Here is a 15,430-nt window from a genome sequence, read left to right on the forward strand (position 1 = left end):
CTTGACCTTCTTGCTGGTCAACGAGAGAGCACCGAAGAACGACTGGGACGTCTTCTTCCGGTCCACGGACAGTTTGGTGCGCTGTCCTTTCGGGAGCCACATGCGGCGGGTCTCGGCCTCATGCTCCAGGCGCACCTCGTCTGCCGCGTACACCTCCCAACCGGCGTCCAACAGGTCCTTGACCTGGGCTTTCACCTCGACCATGCGCCTGGTGACGGCCTGCTCGTCGCGGTGCTTGTCGAACGGGTCCGGCAGCTTGAAACTCAGCCCGCAGAACCGCAGGAGCAGCTGGTACGAAGAATCTGACTCGTACTCGACATCGAACAGGATCTTCACGACGTCACGTATCGCTGGGACGTCCCAGAACTCGGCATCAATCCCGGACTGTGAGGGCGGCTGGGCCAAGACGGCCTTGAGGTCTTCCTTCTGGGCACGGGTGAGTTTCGCCGCGTTCTGGTTCCCCGCATGCCCGGTCAGCACCGAGCACATCCTGGTGGCCTGCCAGTCGGCCAGCCATTCCTGCACTGTCCTCTCGGCCCGCTCAACCATTTCAGCGATGATACCCACACGACGCCACGAGAGGCGTACAGGATTGCTTCTGCTTTCATCCGCACCAGCACATAATTGTCGGAACGCTTCTTCCACCTGATCAGGACGGCTGTTTCCTCCAAGGTGACCCCGACCTGCACGCCCCGATCATATCCGAAACAGCACAGAAAATCCACGAAAAACACGGTTTCGTTTCATGTCAGCCGTAGGTGTCTCACTTGGGTTACGTCAGGATTTTTGCATAAGTCCCCAAGAGTTCTGAATGCATCCAAAACGTGCTAAGTCTTCCACGGGTCTAATTCTTTAAGTGTAGAGGGTAGCCAATCTCGTAGAATGGAACCAGGCTTTCCAGGGTCTGGGATCATCTCCATTCCACTGACGCTGACAAGATCTATTATCTCCTGATCTTGTCCATGCTTCTGGATGGCATCAGATATCCAGTCAATAATATTCTTTACCAATGGGGCATTATCATTGCAATTTGACGACATCCAACGAATGATGTCCGCCATGACAAGATGTGGAAGAATCTCTCCTTCCATCTCGTCCAAATGATCCTGGAGGGTTGGAACAAGCTCTTGATAATTAAAACACAGAGCCCCAATAAAAGCTACAGTTTTAGCGGACATCACGTCACCTTCAGTACTGATTTTAAATCATCGACAAGACTTTGTGCAACTAATCGATCATGCCAATCTGCATTCGGGTTTCTATCTAGCCATTTCGTTAAACCTCTTATCGACTCCTTTCCTTTTATGCTATGGGTTACTCCGTGTACTGCATCACCTGTCGCCATCTCGTGTCTAATGGCATCCATGGTAGTCCCGTCGCCAACGCGTTCAGGATTTGTAGTCCCTTTATAGAGATTATTTACGATGTTTTGGAGTTTAGGTGATTGAACTTCAGGGGTTGGCAGAATCTGATTCGGTGTGCACATGTTGTGGACTGTTGTCCATGTGGTGCCGGCTAGGACGTGGTAGGTGTGGAGGTCTTCGATTTCGAGGTTGTGGACGGTGCGGGTGTGTCCGGTGGTCTGGACCGCGGTGACGGTGACCCAGGTGTTGTCGGGGGTGTGGAGCCGGTCGCCGGGAGCGATCCCCGATGCCAGTGCCCTCCAGCTCACCGGTCTTTTCGAACGCCCCAGCTTGCATGACCATCCTCGTCGAGGTGGATCTGGTCAAATCGGAGGGCCTGGATGCACAGCAGATGTCAGGCTGGCCCTGGGTCGTTGTTCTGATCGGCGAGCCAGGCTTTACCTGCGGGACTGTCCAGCCACTCCTGTTCGGTTGCGGGGAGGGCTAGTTCACTTTCTCGTGCCGTGTACCGGATCTGGCCGTTCGGAGTGGTTCCTTGACGTCTGACCTTCAGACGTGCGCCGACGGGAGGCCAGTTCTCGGGGTTGATGCAGAGGATGTCATCCCCGATGAATCTTAGATCGATGACACCGATGATGTCCGAGTCGTCGGTCCTCACGTCCAGGCCCCACGGATGGTGTTCGATGACTGTGCACCATTCTACCGGGCCATACCATGGCACTTCTTTTGTCATGTTTCCTCTCAACTAGTTGCATGTCGTCAGTCGGGTAGATATTCAGCTGCCGTTACATGGGATCCATTCTCGGTTGATGGTCAGTTCGTTGAAACGATCTATCTTGCCTGCTGGTATTGCATATTGAACACTGTTGGGACCTCCCTCTTTATAGGGGTATTCATATTGCGCGAATTCATTCTTGAGGTCGGGGTGCATGTCGAATCGGGTGTACCCGTTCTCGTAGTTTCCGATTCGTGGATCGGCGAACGTGCGTGCCGCCGCTTCGTCGTCGACGTATGCGCTCTTGTCGCCGACTTGGAAATCTGCGGGATCTAAACCATCGAGTGCTTCACGGTCACCGACTCCGCGGCGCGGCGTACGGTAAACACTGATTTTCTCGGCGGCGTCTGTGCCGATGGTGGACAGTTGGCGTTCGCCGGTGGTGCGGGCGGCCTGTCCGGCTGCTTCGCGTCCGGTGGTCTCGGCCACTTCGCGTCCGGTGGTCTCGAGGGCTTCGCGGCCGGCTGTGGCGGCTGCTTCGCGTCCGGCCGCGGCTCCTCCGCCGCCGGGGATGGGGATGGCGCCGATCGCGGCGTCGACGCCGACCTGGGCCCAGTCCACGGACCCGTTGTCGTGCTTCTGCTGGGCGATGCTGATCCCGCCCGAGGTGAGGGCCCCGGACAGGCTCATGAGCGCGACGCCGGCGGGTCCGCCGACGCCGGTGAACATGAGGGCGACACCGGCGGCGACCGCGGCGCCGGCGGCGATGTACTCCCAGTTGTCCTTCAGCCAGTCCCCGGCGGCCGCGAGGCCGGTCGTGTGCTGGTCGCGCCAGGCGTTCATGTCGGCGTCGGTGAGGGGGTGCAGGCCGGACGGGTCGGTGAAGGCGACCGGGTTGTTGGCGGCGTACGCGTAGGGGTTGCCGGCCCAGCCGGCCCCGGTGGTCGGCTGTTGGGGGTCGGGGCTGAGGAAGGCCCGGGTCGCGGGGTCGTGGACGCGGGCGCCCAGGGCTTCGAGGCCGCCGGGCAGGACCAGCTCCCCGGCCCCGCCCAGCAGCATCCCACCGGTGGCCGGCCCGGCCGGGGTGTCGAGTGGGGTGCCGGCACCGACGGCCCACGGGTCCGTGCTGTTGGCGGTGCGGGTGGTGCGCCAGCCGGGGGTCTGCCAGCCGCCGGCGGTGGTGGCGGTGAATCCCGGCACGGACAGGGCGCCGGCACCGGCGGCCGACACCGGGGACGGGAACCCGGCGGCACTGTCCCAGTCCAGGGGCCGGCCGTCGAGGGCGGCGAGCTCGCCGAGCGCGTCGGTGAACAGTGATGTGCGGGCGTGTTCCAGGGCCGAGTCGATGGTGACGGTCTCCAGGCGGGCCAGGGGCCCCCACCCGTAGGTGCGGATGGTGCCGTCGGCGTGCTCCTCACGGACCCTGCGGCCGGCCGCGTCGTAGGAGAACCAGACCGACAGGCCCTCCCCGCCGTCACCCCCGCCGCCGCCGTCCACCCGGGTGAGTTGTCCGGCCGCGTCGTAGGTGTACCGGCGGGTGGCCCCGTCGGGGGTGGTTTCGGCGACGAGACGGCCGGCCTCGTCCCAGGTGAAGGTGTTTTCGACGCCACCGGCCGTGGCGGCGGTGAGCTGGTTCGCGCCGTCGTAGGTGTAGCCCGTGCGGGCCCCGTCCCGGCTGGTCCACGCGACCCGGCCCTGTTCGTCGCGGCCCACCGCCGTGTGCGACACCACACCGCCGTGGCGGACGATGTGGCCGGTGACGAACCCGTCCGCATGCTCCCACTCCTGGCGGGTGCCGCCGGCGGTCGCGGCGACCATCCGCCCGGACGGGCCGTACTCGTAGACCACCCGCCCGAACGCGGAGGACTCGACCCGGGCGAGTCTGCCGGCCGGATCGTACCCGTAGCGGACGGACCGGCCGTCGGGGGTGCGCATCCACGCCCTGCGCCCGTCACGGTCGTAGCCCCACCGGACGGCCCGACCGTCCCGGGCCCGCTCGACGAGCCGGCCCGCATGATCCCACCGGACCATGTGCTCGTGGCCGCTGGTCTCGGTCACCCGCATCAAGCGGTTCACGAAGTCGCGGGCGACCCGGTGGTGCACCATCCCGTCCCAGGACAGGGCCTCGAACCGGCCCGTGCGGTCGTACGACCAGCCCGTCACATGCCCGTCCGGGCCCGTCTGGGACGTCTGCCGGCCCGCCGCGTCGTACCCGGCGGTCGTGACCCTGCCCAGCGCGTCCGTCGCCTCGACCACCCGGCCGAGCCGGTCGCGCCCGTACCGGGTCACCCCGCCCGCCGGACCGGTCACCTGCACCAGCGCCCCGGCCGTGTCGTAGCCGTACCGGGTGACCGCGCCCGCACCGGAGACCGCCTCGACGAGATTCCCCGCCCCGTCGTAGCGGAACCGGCGACGCCCGCACACCGGATCGGCGAGACCCCTCACACGGCCCGACCGGTCATAGGCGTACCGGGTCGTGCCGTACCCCGGCACGTGCCGCGCCGTCACCCGCCCGCACTCGTCATAGGACCACCAGGCCCGCTCCCCACCAGGCCGGACCTCCTCCACAAGCCGCGAATCCCCGTCATAGACGAAACAGGCCACCCCCCCCGCCGGGTCACTCACCCGCGCGAGCCGGCCGCAGACGTCGTAGCCGTACCGGGTGGCAGCCCCCGACGGCCGCACCACAGCGGTGACCCTGCCGGCCCGGTCCCGCACCAGCCGGGTCGTGTTCCCCCCGCCATCGACGAACCCGACCGGGCGCCCGCACCGGTCGTACCGGGTCGCCCGGTCCGCCCCGTCATCACCGGTCACCACGACCACCCGGCCCAGCCCGTCCGTCCGTACCGCCCCCGACGCGGCCCCGTCCGACACCGTCCGGACCCGCCCCCGGCCGCCCGTGACCCAGTCCACACGCACCCCCGTCGGATCCACCGTCGCCGCAACCACACCATCGACGTCGTACTCCCGCCGCCACAACCCACCCGCCGGGTCCACCGTCGCCACCAACCGGGACAGCCCGTCATGCACATACCGCCACCGGGCCCCGTCCGGAAGCACCGCCCCGGCCAGATTCCCCGCATCATCCCACCGGGACGTCACGACCCCGCCCAGCGGATCCGTGAATGTCTCCCGCTCCCCGTGCCCGCCGTACCCGTACCGCCTGCGGCCCCCGCCCGGGTCCACCACACCGGCCAGCCTGCCCCCGGCCGTGTACTCCCACCGCCACACCGCCCCGTCCGGGTCCCGCCGCGACGTCAGCCGGCCCGCACCGTCGTACCGGTACACGGTCCGATGCCCCAACGGGGTCACCGCCGCGACCACACGCCCCGCCCCGTCACGCACCAGCCGGGCCGCATTCCCGCCCCCGTCAGTCAACGACACCAGGTCACCGTACCCGTCATAACCCAACCGCACCGCCACCCCGGCAGGATCCACCACCCCGGTCAGCAGGCCCCGATCCCACACCAGCCGGGACACGCCCCCGCAGGGGTCCCTCACCACCGACGGATTCCTGTCCCCGCCCGCGTACTCGAACGAAGTGACCGCAGGCCCCGACCCACCAGCGGCCTCGTCAGTGGTGGACGCTCCCGCAACAGCCCCACCAGCGCCCCCGCCGCCATTACCGGGGCTACTGGCGTCGGACGCCCCCGCAGCAGCACCGCCGCCATTGCCGGCGGTGCTGGTGGTGTCGGTGACGGTGACCCGCACGACCCGGTCCAGACCGTCCCATTCGTAGTCGGTGCGGGCCCCCGACGCCTCCAGACGCGTGACGAGCCGGCCCCGCCCGTCATACCGACACACCGTGGTCTGGCCGTCGCGGCCCGTCACCAGGGTCCGGTTGCCCCACCGGTCCCAGCCGATGCTTTGCCGGTTCCCGTCCGCGTCCACCATCCCCACAAGACGCCCACGCTGGTCGTGGATCCACGTGTTCGCCCGGCCCCCGTCCCCATCAGCCACCTGCGTCACACCGCCCGGCAGGTACGTGTAGTGCGAGACCCGCCCGAACCGGGACCGCTGCGACACCACCTGCCCCCGCCCGTTGTAGGCGTTGACCACCTCCACCACACCATCCGGATCCACCACCCGGCAGATGAGACCCTGTTCGTTCCACCCGTACCGGCGGGCCCCGCCCGCGGAAGCGGCCTCCACCAGCCGGCCCGCCGGGTCGTAGGCGTAGTCCACCCGCCGTCCGTCGTTGGCGGCCAGGGCGGTGATCCGCGTGCCCTGGCCGTCCCACTCGATGGTGATGGCCCGGCCCCGCTCGTGGGACAGGCCCACCAGCCGGTCACCATCCCACCGATAATCCACCCTGGTGCCCGCGCCACGGCCGGTCCAGACGGGCCTGCCGGCCCGGTCGAACACCCACCGGCCACCCGCATTGTCCGACACCACAAACCCACCACCACCAGCAGCGGCCCCGCCGGCGGTGACGGAAGCGTCCGCGGTAGCGGTATCGGGGGCGGTGGGGGCGTCACCGGTGATGGGGGCGGCCCCGGCAGCAGAAGCGGCGGCCATGGCGGTGGTACCGGTGGAGGTGCCACCGCCGGTGGGGGAGTCCCCGCCGGCGGAGCCAGGAGTGCCCGCGGCGGCGTCGGCACCATCAGCGGCAGCGGCCCCGGCGGTGGCGTCGGCAGTGTTCCTGCTAGCGGCGTCTGCGGCAGCAGCGGCCTCGGCGGTGGGGCCGGTGCCGCCGGCGGCACCGCCGGTGCCATCGGTGGTGTGGAGCCAGAAACTGTCGCCGTCGGCCCGGTCCCAGCCGTTGCCGAGTCTCGGGAACACGATGTGGCGGCCGGAGGGCTGCACCCACACCGCCCCGTCCTCGTCGATGGTCAGCCGCTGGTCGGCGGTCGAGGCCCAGCCGGGCCCGAACGCCCCGACACTCGTGGACAGGGAATTGTACACGCGTTCGAACCCCAACGACGCGGCCCCGCCGTCGAACGACAGGTCGGTCTCCGGCTCGATGAAGTTCCCGGTCGTCGTGTTCACCGGGTCGTCCGCATACCCCGACGTCTGGGGGTCGCCCAGGATGCTCGGGGCGGTCACGTCGACCGGCCGGCGGGCCTGGTCCACGCCCGCGGCCCGCAGGGAGGCGTCGATCGCCGCGTCCGAGACCGTGAAGACGACCCCCGAGGCGCCGGCGGCCTCGAACGCGGCCGCGACCGTGTCCACCCACCGAACCTCATTCGTGTTGTTCGCCCCGAACGAGGCCAGCGCGCCCGTGATCCCGGACGCGTCGATGCCGCACCACGAGCACCGCTCCGCGAAGTCGGCGATCGCCCCGTCGAGGGTGCCCTTCTGGGCGGTGACCGTGTCGTTCGCGCCGGCCACGTTCGATGAGTACGCCCGCAGATCGTCCGGCCGCGCCGAGGACACCGCCCCCGCCGGGCCCGGGGCCGGCTCGGACCAGGGTGTGGTCGTCGGCTCGTGGGGCTCCGGCAGTGGTACCTGGTCCGGGCCCGCCGGCGGCTTGTCGCCGTTGGACGCCCAGTCCCAGCCCCTCTTGAGAATGTTCTCCCGGTCCTGCCGGTCCGCCCACTCCTTCGCCTGCCGGCGGCGTTCGCGTTCGGCCTGGGCGGCCTCCTTCAGCTTCTGCACCTCGGCCGCCAGGTCGTCCAACGCCGAGGCGATGTTCGTGCAGTCCGTCGAGGCCGTCCTCGCGTTCGCGTCGAACACGTCCGCGTAATGGCCCTCGAAATCCGCCGACGCCGCCGACGCCCACCCCGCCCGCGAGGCCGCCTGGCTCGTCAGGGTGCCCGACAACGTCCCCGCCGCCGACCTCAACGCGTCCGCCGTCGCATCATCAAACGCCACCGGCTCGTCATAGGCTCCCAGCCTGCCCGAGTACTCGGCCACGACACGATCCCTCCCACACAGGCGCAGACAGGCCGGACCGGGGGCGGGCGGCCACACCCCACCGACGTTAAACCCCGGCACCGACAAGGCGCCACAGGCCGAACGCCATCCGGACGCGCACGCCGCCGCGACCGGGGGAAAATCAGGGACAACTCCGAGACGAGGCTCATGGAGCTCTAGTCCCCCGACGCATGGAGCTCTAGTCCCCCCGGCGATTGCTCCGGTGCGGCCCCGTTCCGGCCGCCTCGGTGCCTCGATGGCTGTTCGTCCGTCCCGGTGGCCCGCTCGCCGACGCCCACGGTCCGAACACATCCACGGTCCGAACGTCAGGGTCTGGATCGCTTCTCGGCGGATGAGCCCGTCGCCGCTGGCTGAGGCTCGGCGCACGATCGCCTCCGGCGTCATCTCCCAGATGGGCCCGTCTCCGCTGGCGTGAGGCTCGCCGCCGCCAGGGACCGCCGCCTGCGGATCCGGCGTTCGACGAGAGTCGGGTGAGCCTTGCCCGAGAGCGTCAGCGAGCCCGCGCCGTCCCCGAGCCCCCCGGCCGGGTCGGTCCCTCATGGGGATGTGGCGGACGAAGTAGTAGATCCCCCGAGCCCCCGGGACCGGATCGGTCCGCGACGCGGCGGCGGATTCAGCCGATGGAGTGAAAACACCATGGATCCGCCGGGGAAAAAGTCGCCGGTCCCGCTCCCGGGGGTTACATCCGACGCTTTCTGGGGTACTTTGGGACTGAACCGGTCCGTTACTTGCGCCCGGGCGCTCCGCCCGGCCCCGTGACGATCCGGTCGCCGGCGTCGGAGCCGATGCGGTCAGCCCGCACGGGTCCGGCCCGGGCCCGCTGAGACCCCGCCCGACGTGGAGTCCCGCTCAGGATGAGGTAGAGGAAAAGGGTTCGCCATGACCACTGAACGTCGCGACATCACCATGCTGCCCGACCTTGCGACCAGCTCCGGCCGCGTCGGGCCGGTCCGCACGCGCATGCCGATCTACGTCGACCTGCTGCCGCCGTGCAACAACGCCTGCCCCGCCGGCGAGAACTGCCAGGAGTGGCTGCGCCTGGTCAAGGAGACCGATCCCGAGAACGCCTGGCGCCAGCTCGTGCGGGACAACCCGTTCCCGGCCATCCACGGCCGCGTCTGCTACCACCCGTGCGAGACCGCCTGCAACCGCGGCGACCTCGACCAGGCCGTCTCGATCCACTCCGTCGAGCGCTACCTGGGCGACATGGCCATCGCGCACGGCTGGCGGTTCAACCACCCGCGCAACAACACCGGCTACCGCGTCCTCGTCATCGGCGCCGGGCCCGCGGGTCTGTCCGCCGCCTACCACTTGGCGCGCCTCGGGCACGAGGTCGAGATCCACGACGCCGGCGAGAAGGCCGGCGGCATGATGCGCTACGGCATCCCCGAGTACCGCCTGCCGCGCGACGTCGTCGACGCGGAAGTCGCCCGCATCGAGGAGTTGGGCGTCAGGATCGTCCTCAACCACCCGGTCTCCGACCTCATGGCCGAGCAGAAGGAGGGCAACTTCGACGCCGTCTTCGTCGCCGTCGGCGCCCATCTGTCGCGCCGCGTCGAGATCCCCAGCGTCGACGCCGGGCACATGGTCGACGCCGTCGACTTCCTGCGCGACGTGGCCAGCGGCGACAAGCCGATCATCGGCCGCCGCGTCGCCGTCTACGGCGGCGGCAACACCGCCATGGACGCCGCTCGCACCGCCCGCCGCCTGGGCGCCGAGGACGCGGTGATCATCTACCGCCGCACCGAGGCCCAGATGCCCGCCCACAAGGAGGAGCTCGACGAGGCCGAGCGCGAGGGCGTCCAGGTGCACTGGCTGCGCACCATCAACCAGATGGACGCCGAGGGCATCGAGGTCGAGATCATGGAGCTCGACGAGGACGGCAAGCCCCACGGCACCGGCAGGTTCGAGAAGCTCGCCGCCGACACCGTCATCATGGCCGTCGGCCAGGTCGCCGACACCGGCTTCCTCCGGAAGATCCCCGGCATGCAGTTCAACGGCGACATCGTGCGCGTCGACCCCGCGACCCTCATGACGGACGTGCCCGGCATCTTCGCCGGCGGCGACGCCGTCCCCTCCGAGCGCACCGTCACCGTCGGCGTCGGCCACGGCAAGCGCGCCGCCAAGCAGATCGACACCTGGCTCAACCACCAGAACCCCGCTCCGCGGGTCAAGCACCCGATCGTGCACTTCGACGACCTGCACCTGTGGTACTTCGGCGACCACCCGCGCGAGGTCCAGGCCGAGCTCGACCCGAGCGAGCGCGTCGTCGACTTCGGCGAGGTCGTCAAGGGCCTCACGGAGGACGAGGCCATCTTCGAGGCCCGCCGCTGCCTGAGCTGCGGCAACTGCTTCGAGTGCGACGGCTGCTTCGGCTCCTGCCCCGAGGACGCCATCATCAAGCTCGGCAAGGGCCACCGCTACCGCTTCGACTACGAGAAGTGCACCGGATGCGGCACCTGCTACGAGCAGTGCCCCGTCCACGCCATCGAAATGATCCCGGAGAGGTGATCGCCATGAGCACGACAACCAAGACCCGCGGCCCGATCCCCGGCTCGAGCGGCATGCCGGACGACAACTCGATCCCCACCGGCGAGGCCGCCACCGCGACGCCCTCGCCCGTCGACGTCGCCGAGGGCGCCCGCGACGCCGCCGAGGACGTCCAGGAGACCCGTGAGGAGCGCGACCGGCGCAACCAGATGATCTGCGACGGCAACACCGCCGCCTCCGACGTGGCCTTCCGCATCAACGAGCTCTGCTCGATCTACCCGATCACCCCGAGCTCCCCGATGGCGGAGCTGGCCGACGAGTGGTCGGCCAAGGCCCGTCACAACATCTGGGGCCAGGTGCCGCGCGTCATGGAGATGCAGTCCGAGGCCGGCGCGGCCGGCGCGCTCCACGGGGCGCTCCAGGGCGGCGCGCTGTCCACGACCTTCACGGCCTCCCAGGGCCTGCTCCTCATGATCCCGAACATGTACAAGATCGCCGGCGAGCTCACGAGCACCGTCATGCACGTGGCCGCCCGCTCCCTGGCCACCCAGGGCCTGTCGATCTTCGGCGACCACCAGGACGTCATGGCCTGCCGCCAGACCGGTTGGGCCATGCTGTGCTCGACCGGCGTCCAGCAGTGCCACGACAACGCGCTCATCGCCCAGGTCGCCACGCTGCGCTCGCGGGTGCCGTTCATGCACTTCTTCGACGGCTTCCGCACGAGCCACGAGCTCAACACGTGCATCCAGCTCACCGATGACGAGCTGCGCGCGATGGTGCCCGACTCCCTCATCCGCGCCCACCGCGAGCGCGCCCTGAGCCCCGAGCACCCGTTCATCCGCGGCACCGCGCAGAACGCCGACGTCTACTTCCAGGGCCGCGAGGCCGGCAACACGTACTACAACGCGGTGCCCGGCATCGTCCAGGAGACCATGGACGACTTCGCGGCGATGACCGGCCGTCAGTACCACCTGGTCGACTACTTCGGCGCCCCCGACGCCGAGCGTGTCATCGTCATCATGGGCTCGGGCGCCGAGACCGTCCAGCAGACCGTCACCAAGCTCAACGAGCAGGGCGAGCGGACGGGCCTGCTCGTCGTGCGCCTGTACCGCCCGTTCCCGGCGGCCCAGCTGGTCGCCGCGCTGCCGCCCACCGTCAGGCGCATCGCCGTGCTCGACCGCACCAAGGAGCCCGGCTCCAACGGCGAGCCGCTGTTCCTCGACGTGGCCGCCACGCTGTCGGAGGCCTACTCGGCCGGCGAGCGCGCCGAGCTGCCCGTCGTCATCGGCGGCCGCTACGGCCTGTCGAGCAAGGAGTTCACGCCCGGCATGTGCGCGGCGGTCTTCGGCGAGCTGGCCGAGGACAAGCCCAAGCGCCGCTTCACCATCGGCATCACCGACGACGTGACGAATCTGTCGATCCCCTGGGACGACAGCATCGACCTGGAGGACCCGCAGACCCGGCGCGCCGTCTTCTACGGCATCGGCTCCGACGGCACCGTCGGCGCCAACAAGAACACCATCAAGATCCTCGGCCACGAGCCGGGCATCTACGCCCAGGGCTACTTCGTCTACGACTCGAAGAAGTCCGGCGGCCGTACGACGAGCCATCTGCGCTTCGGCCCCGATCCGATCAGGGCCCCCTATCTGGTCACCCAGGCCGGCTTCATCGGCGTCCACCACTGGGCGGACCTCGAGCGCATCGACGTGCTGGCCTTCGCGCGCAGGGGCACGACGGTGCTCATCAACTCGCCGTACCCGACCGAGGAGGTCTGGAGCCGGCTGCCCGCGCCGATGCAGCGCAAGATCATCGACCTCGACCTGCAGGTCTACGCGATCGACGCCGGCTCCGTGGCGCGCCAGGTGGGCCTGGGCAATCGCACCAACACGGTGCTCCAGACCTGCTACTTCACGATCTCGGGCGTGCTGCCCGCCGAGCACGCGATCAAGGCCATCAAGGACTCGATCACCGCGACCTACGCCAAGAAGTCGATGGACATCGTGAACAAGAACCACGCCGCCGTCGACGCGGCCCTCGAGCATCTGCACAGGATCGACGTGCCCGCCGAGGCGACGAGCACCACCGGCTACCTGCCGCCGGTGCCCGACACGGCTCCCGACTTCGTCAAGGACGTCACCGCGGCCATGATGACCGAGCGCGGCGAGACCCTGCCGGTCTCGAAGATCCCGGCCGACGGCTCGTACCCGTCCGGCACGACCCGCTTCGAGAAGCGCAACGTCTCGGAGATCATCGCGGTGTGGGACGAGGAGAACTGCATCCAGTGCGGCAACTGCTCGTTCGTCTGCCCGCACGGCGTGCTGCGCGCCAAGTACTACGAGCCCGGCGTGCTCGACGACGCCCCGGCGAGCTTCCAGTCGATGCCGCTGGACGCCGCCGGCCTGCCCGATGCCCGCTACACGCTCCAGGTCTTCGCCGAGGACTGCACCGGCTGCGGCCTGTGCGTCGAGGCCTGCCCCGTCCGCCCGCTCGGCCGGCCCCAGCGCAAGGCGATCAACCTGGAGTCCGTGCTCGACCGCACGAACGAGCGCGCCAACGTCGAGTTCTTCCAGACGATCCCGCACCCGCAGCGCACCCGCGTGAACTTCGGCTCGGTGCGCGGCACGCAGTTCCTCGAGCCGCTGTTCGAGTTCTCCGGCGCCTGCCCCGGCTGCGGCGAGACCCCGTACCTCAAGCTGCTCACCCAGCTGTTCGGCGATCGTGCCCAGGTGGCCAACGCCACCGGCTGCTCGTCCATCTACGGCGGCAACCTGCCGACCACCCCGTGGGCGAAGAACGCGGAGGGCCGGGGCCCGAGCTGGAGCAACTCGCTGTTCGAGGACAACGCCGAGTTCGGTCTGGGCATGCGCCTGGCTGCCGATCTGCACCACGAGCTGGCCTGCCAGCGCCTGACCGAGCTGCGTCCGCTCATCGGCGACGACGGCCTCGTCGACGACCTGCTGAACGCCAGCCAGTCCTTCGAGTCCGAGCTGCGCGCCCAGGCCGATCGGGTCGAGGCGCTCAAGAGCCGGCTCGCGGCCGTCGCCGCCGACCCGGCGATCGACGACACGACGAGGCTGCGCGTGGAGGACCTGCGCTCGGTCGCCGACAACCTGCTGCGCCGTTCGGTGTGGATCGTCGGCGGCGACGGCTGGGCCTACGACATCGGATCGGGCGGCGTCGACCACGTGCTCGCCAGCGGGCGCGACGTCAACGTCCTCGTGCTCGACACCGAGGTGTACTCGAACACCGGCGGCCAGGCGTCCAAGTCGACGCCGATGGGCCAGGTGGCGAAGTTCGCCACCGCGGGCAAGATGACGAACAAGAAGGACATGGCGATGCAGGCCGTCTCCTACGGCGACGTCTACGTGGCCCGCGTGGCCCTGGGCGCCGACCCGGAGCAGACGCTCAAGGCCTTCCGCGAGGCCGAGGCCTACCACGGCCCGAGCCTCATCATCGCCTACAGTCACTGCATCTCGCACGGCTTCAACATGCGGCTGGGTCTGGAGCAGCAGTACAAGGCGGTGGCCTCCGGCCACTGGCCGCTGTTCCGCTACAACCCCGAGACCCGCAACGTCGGCGGCAACCCCTTCCTGCTGGACTCGGCGCGCCCGCGCATCCCGCTGAAGGAGTACCGCAAGGCCGAGCTGCGCTTCAAGATGCTCATGGCCAAGGATCCGGCCGAGGCCGAGCGCCTCACCGCGATCGCCCAGGAGCAGGTGAACCGTCGGTGGGCGGAGTACGAGGAGATGGCCTCGCGGCCCGCCGAGATGTTCGCCGTCGACGCCCGCAAGGAGGTCTGACATGTCCGTCGAATTCGATGAGGCCCTGAGGGCCGCCGCCGCGTCCGCCGCCGCCAAGTCGGCGGCCGGCAACGGCGCGACCGATCTGCTCATGGACGCCGACCAGATGAACGCCCAGGTCAACACGCCGGTCGAGACCGAGCTGTCGACCACCTACATGGGCCTTCGACTCAACTCGCCGCTCGTCGCCTCGGCCGGTCCGCTGTCGCAGTCCGTCGAGTCGATGGAGGACCTCCAGGAGTCCGGCGTCGGCGCGATCGTCATGTTCTCGCTGTTCGAGGAGCAGGTGCGCCACGAGGAGGCCGGGCTCGTCGAGACCGCCGAGGCGCACGCCGACAGCTTCGCCGAGGCGCTGAGCTTCTTCCCGACCCCGCCGAGCAACGATCTCGGCAGGACGAGCGCGTACCTCTCGCTGCTCGAGCAGGGCGCGAAGGCCCTGTCCGTGCCGCTCATCGCGAGCCTCAACGGCGCGCGCACCGGCGGCTGGACGGCCACCGCGCGCCGCATGGAGGACGCGGGCGCCGCGGCCATCGAGCTGAACATCTACTTCGTGCCCGGCGACCTGTCGATGAGCGGCACCGAGGTCGAGGAGCGCCACCTGGAGATCCTCCAGGCGGTCAAGGACGTCGTGACCGTCCCGGTCGCGGTCAAGCTCTCGCCGTACTTCTCGAACTTCGGCCGCATGGCCGTCAGCCTCGACGAGGCCGGCGCCGACGCGCTCGTGCTGTTCAACCGCTTCCTCCAGCCCGACATCGACATCCATCGCAAGGAGGTCGTCTCTGGCTTCGAGCTGTCGAGCACGGACGAGGGCCGGCTCCCGCGCACCTGGCTGGCGGCCCTGCACGGCAGGATCGGGGCCTCGCTCGCCGCGACGAGCGGCGTCGAGACCTCGGCCGACGTCATCAAGGACCTGCTGGCCGGCGCCGACGTCGTCATGACCACCTCGGCGCTCATCCGGCACGGCGCCAGCCACGCCGCCGAGCTCGTCGACGGCCTGCGCCGCTACCTCGGACGCAACCAGCTGACGCTGGACCGGGCCCGCGGCATGCTCGCCGTGCCCGCCGAGGCGCCGGTGGACGAGTACGAGCGCTCCGGCTACGTGTCGGCGCTCGAGAAGGCCAAGCGGCGCTACGGCCTGTGAGCCCGCCGGGCCCGCCGATCCGGTGTCATGCGCGGGCCCGGCG

8 protein-coding genes are annotated in these 15,430 nt (G+C 69.2%); 3 read left to right on the plus strand and 5 right to left on the minus strand.

Annotated features, from left to right (window positions below; genetic code table 11):
• From K336_RS19195 to K336_RS0101580, 5 genes are all read right to left on the minus strand, one after another.
• Nucleotides 1-549: winged helix-turn-helix domain-containing protein (locus K336_RS19195; protein WP_411431114.1), on the minus strand; the 549-nt coding region annotated here is incomplete at its 3' end.
• A gap of 278 nt (nucleotides 550-827) precedes the next feature.
• The gene (locus tag K336_RS18295) at nucleotides 828-1,178 is read right to left on the minus strand and encodes a hypothetical protein (RefSeq protein ID WP_155944945.1); all 351 of its coding nucleotides are present in this window, start codon (nucleotides 1,176-1,178) and stop codon (nucleotides 828-830) included.
• Nucleotides 1,178-1,672 carry a hypothetical protein gene (locus tag K336_RS18300; RefSeq protein ID WP_155944946.1) on the minus strand — a complete coding sequence of 165 codons (495 nt, stop codon included), beginning with the start codon at nucleotides 1,670-1,672 and terminating at the stop codon, nucleotides 1,178-1,180. The genes K336_RS18295 and K336_RS18300 overlap by 1 nt, the downstream gene beginning before the upstream one ends.
• Nucleotides 1,673-1,758: 86 nt before the next feature.
• A complete protein-coding gene (locus K336_RS18305; RefSeq protein ID WP_155944947.1) occupies nucleotides 1,759-2,097 on the minus strand; it encodes an LCCL domain-containing protein in 339 nt (112 codons plus the stop codon).
• 42 nt (nucleotides 2,098-2,139) lie between these two features.
• On the minus strand, nucleotides 2,140-7,935 hold the full coding sequence (locus K336_RS0101580) for a DUF6531 domain-containing protein (protein ID WP_028706110.1): 5,796 nt from the start codon (nucleotides 7,933-7,935) through the stop codon (nucleotides 2,140-2,142).
• Nucleotides 7,936-8,835: 900 nt separating this feature from the next.
• Here K336_RS0101580 and K336_RS0101585 point away from each other — a divergent pair.
• The 3 genes from K336_RS0101585 (at nucleotide 8,836) to K336_RS0101595 (ending at nucleotide 15,387) form a co-directional block, all read left to right on the plus strand.
• Nucleotides 8,836-10,467: an NAD(P)-binding protein gene (locus tag K336_RS0101585; RefSeq protein ID WP_028706111.1), complete on the plus strand. Its 1,632-nt coding sequence runs from the start codon at nucleotides 8,836-8,838 to the stop codon at nucleotides 10,465-10,467.
• Nucleotides 10,468-10,655: 188 nt separating this feature from the next.
• Nucleotides 10,656-14,246, plus strand: coding sequence for a pyruvate:ferredoxin (flavodoxin) oxidoreductase (nifJ, locus tag K336_RS0101590; protein ID WP_028706112.1), 3,591 nt, complete (start codon nucleotides 10,656-10,658; stop codon nucleotides 14,244-14,246).
• A gap of 106 nt (nucleotides 14,247-14,352) precedes the next feature.
• Nucleotides 14,353-15,387 (plus strand): dihydroorotate dehydrogenase-like protein, encoded by a 1,035-nt coding sequence (locus tag K336_RS0101595; RefSeq protein ID WP_267879348.1) that lies wholly within the window; start codon nucleotides 14,353-14,355, stop codon nucleotides 15,385-15,387.
• Nucleotides 15,388-15,430 lie beyond the last annotated feature (43 nt).

Source organism: Propionibacterium acidifaciens DSM 21887 (assembly GCF_000426605.1).
GTDB lineage: Bacteria > Actinomycetota > Actinomycetes > Propionibacteriales > Propionibacteriaceae > Propionibacterium > Propionibacterium acidifaciens.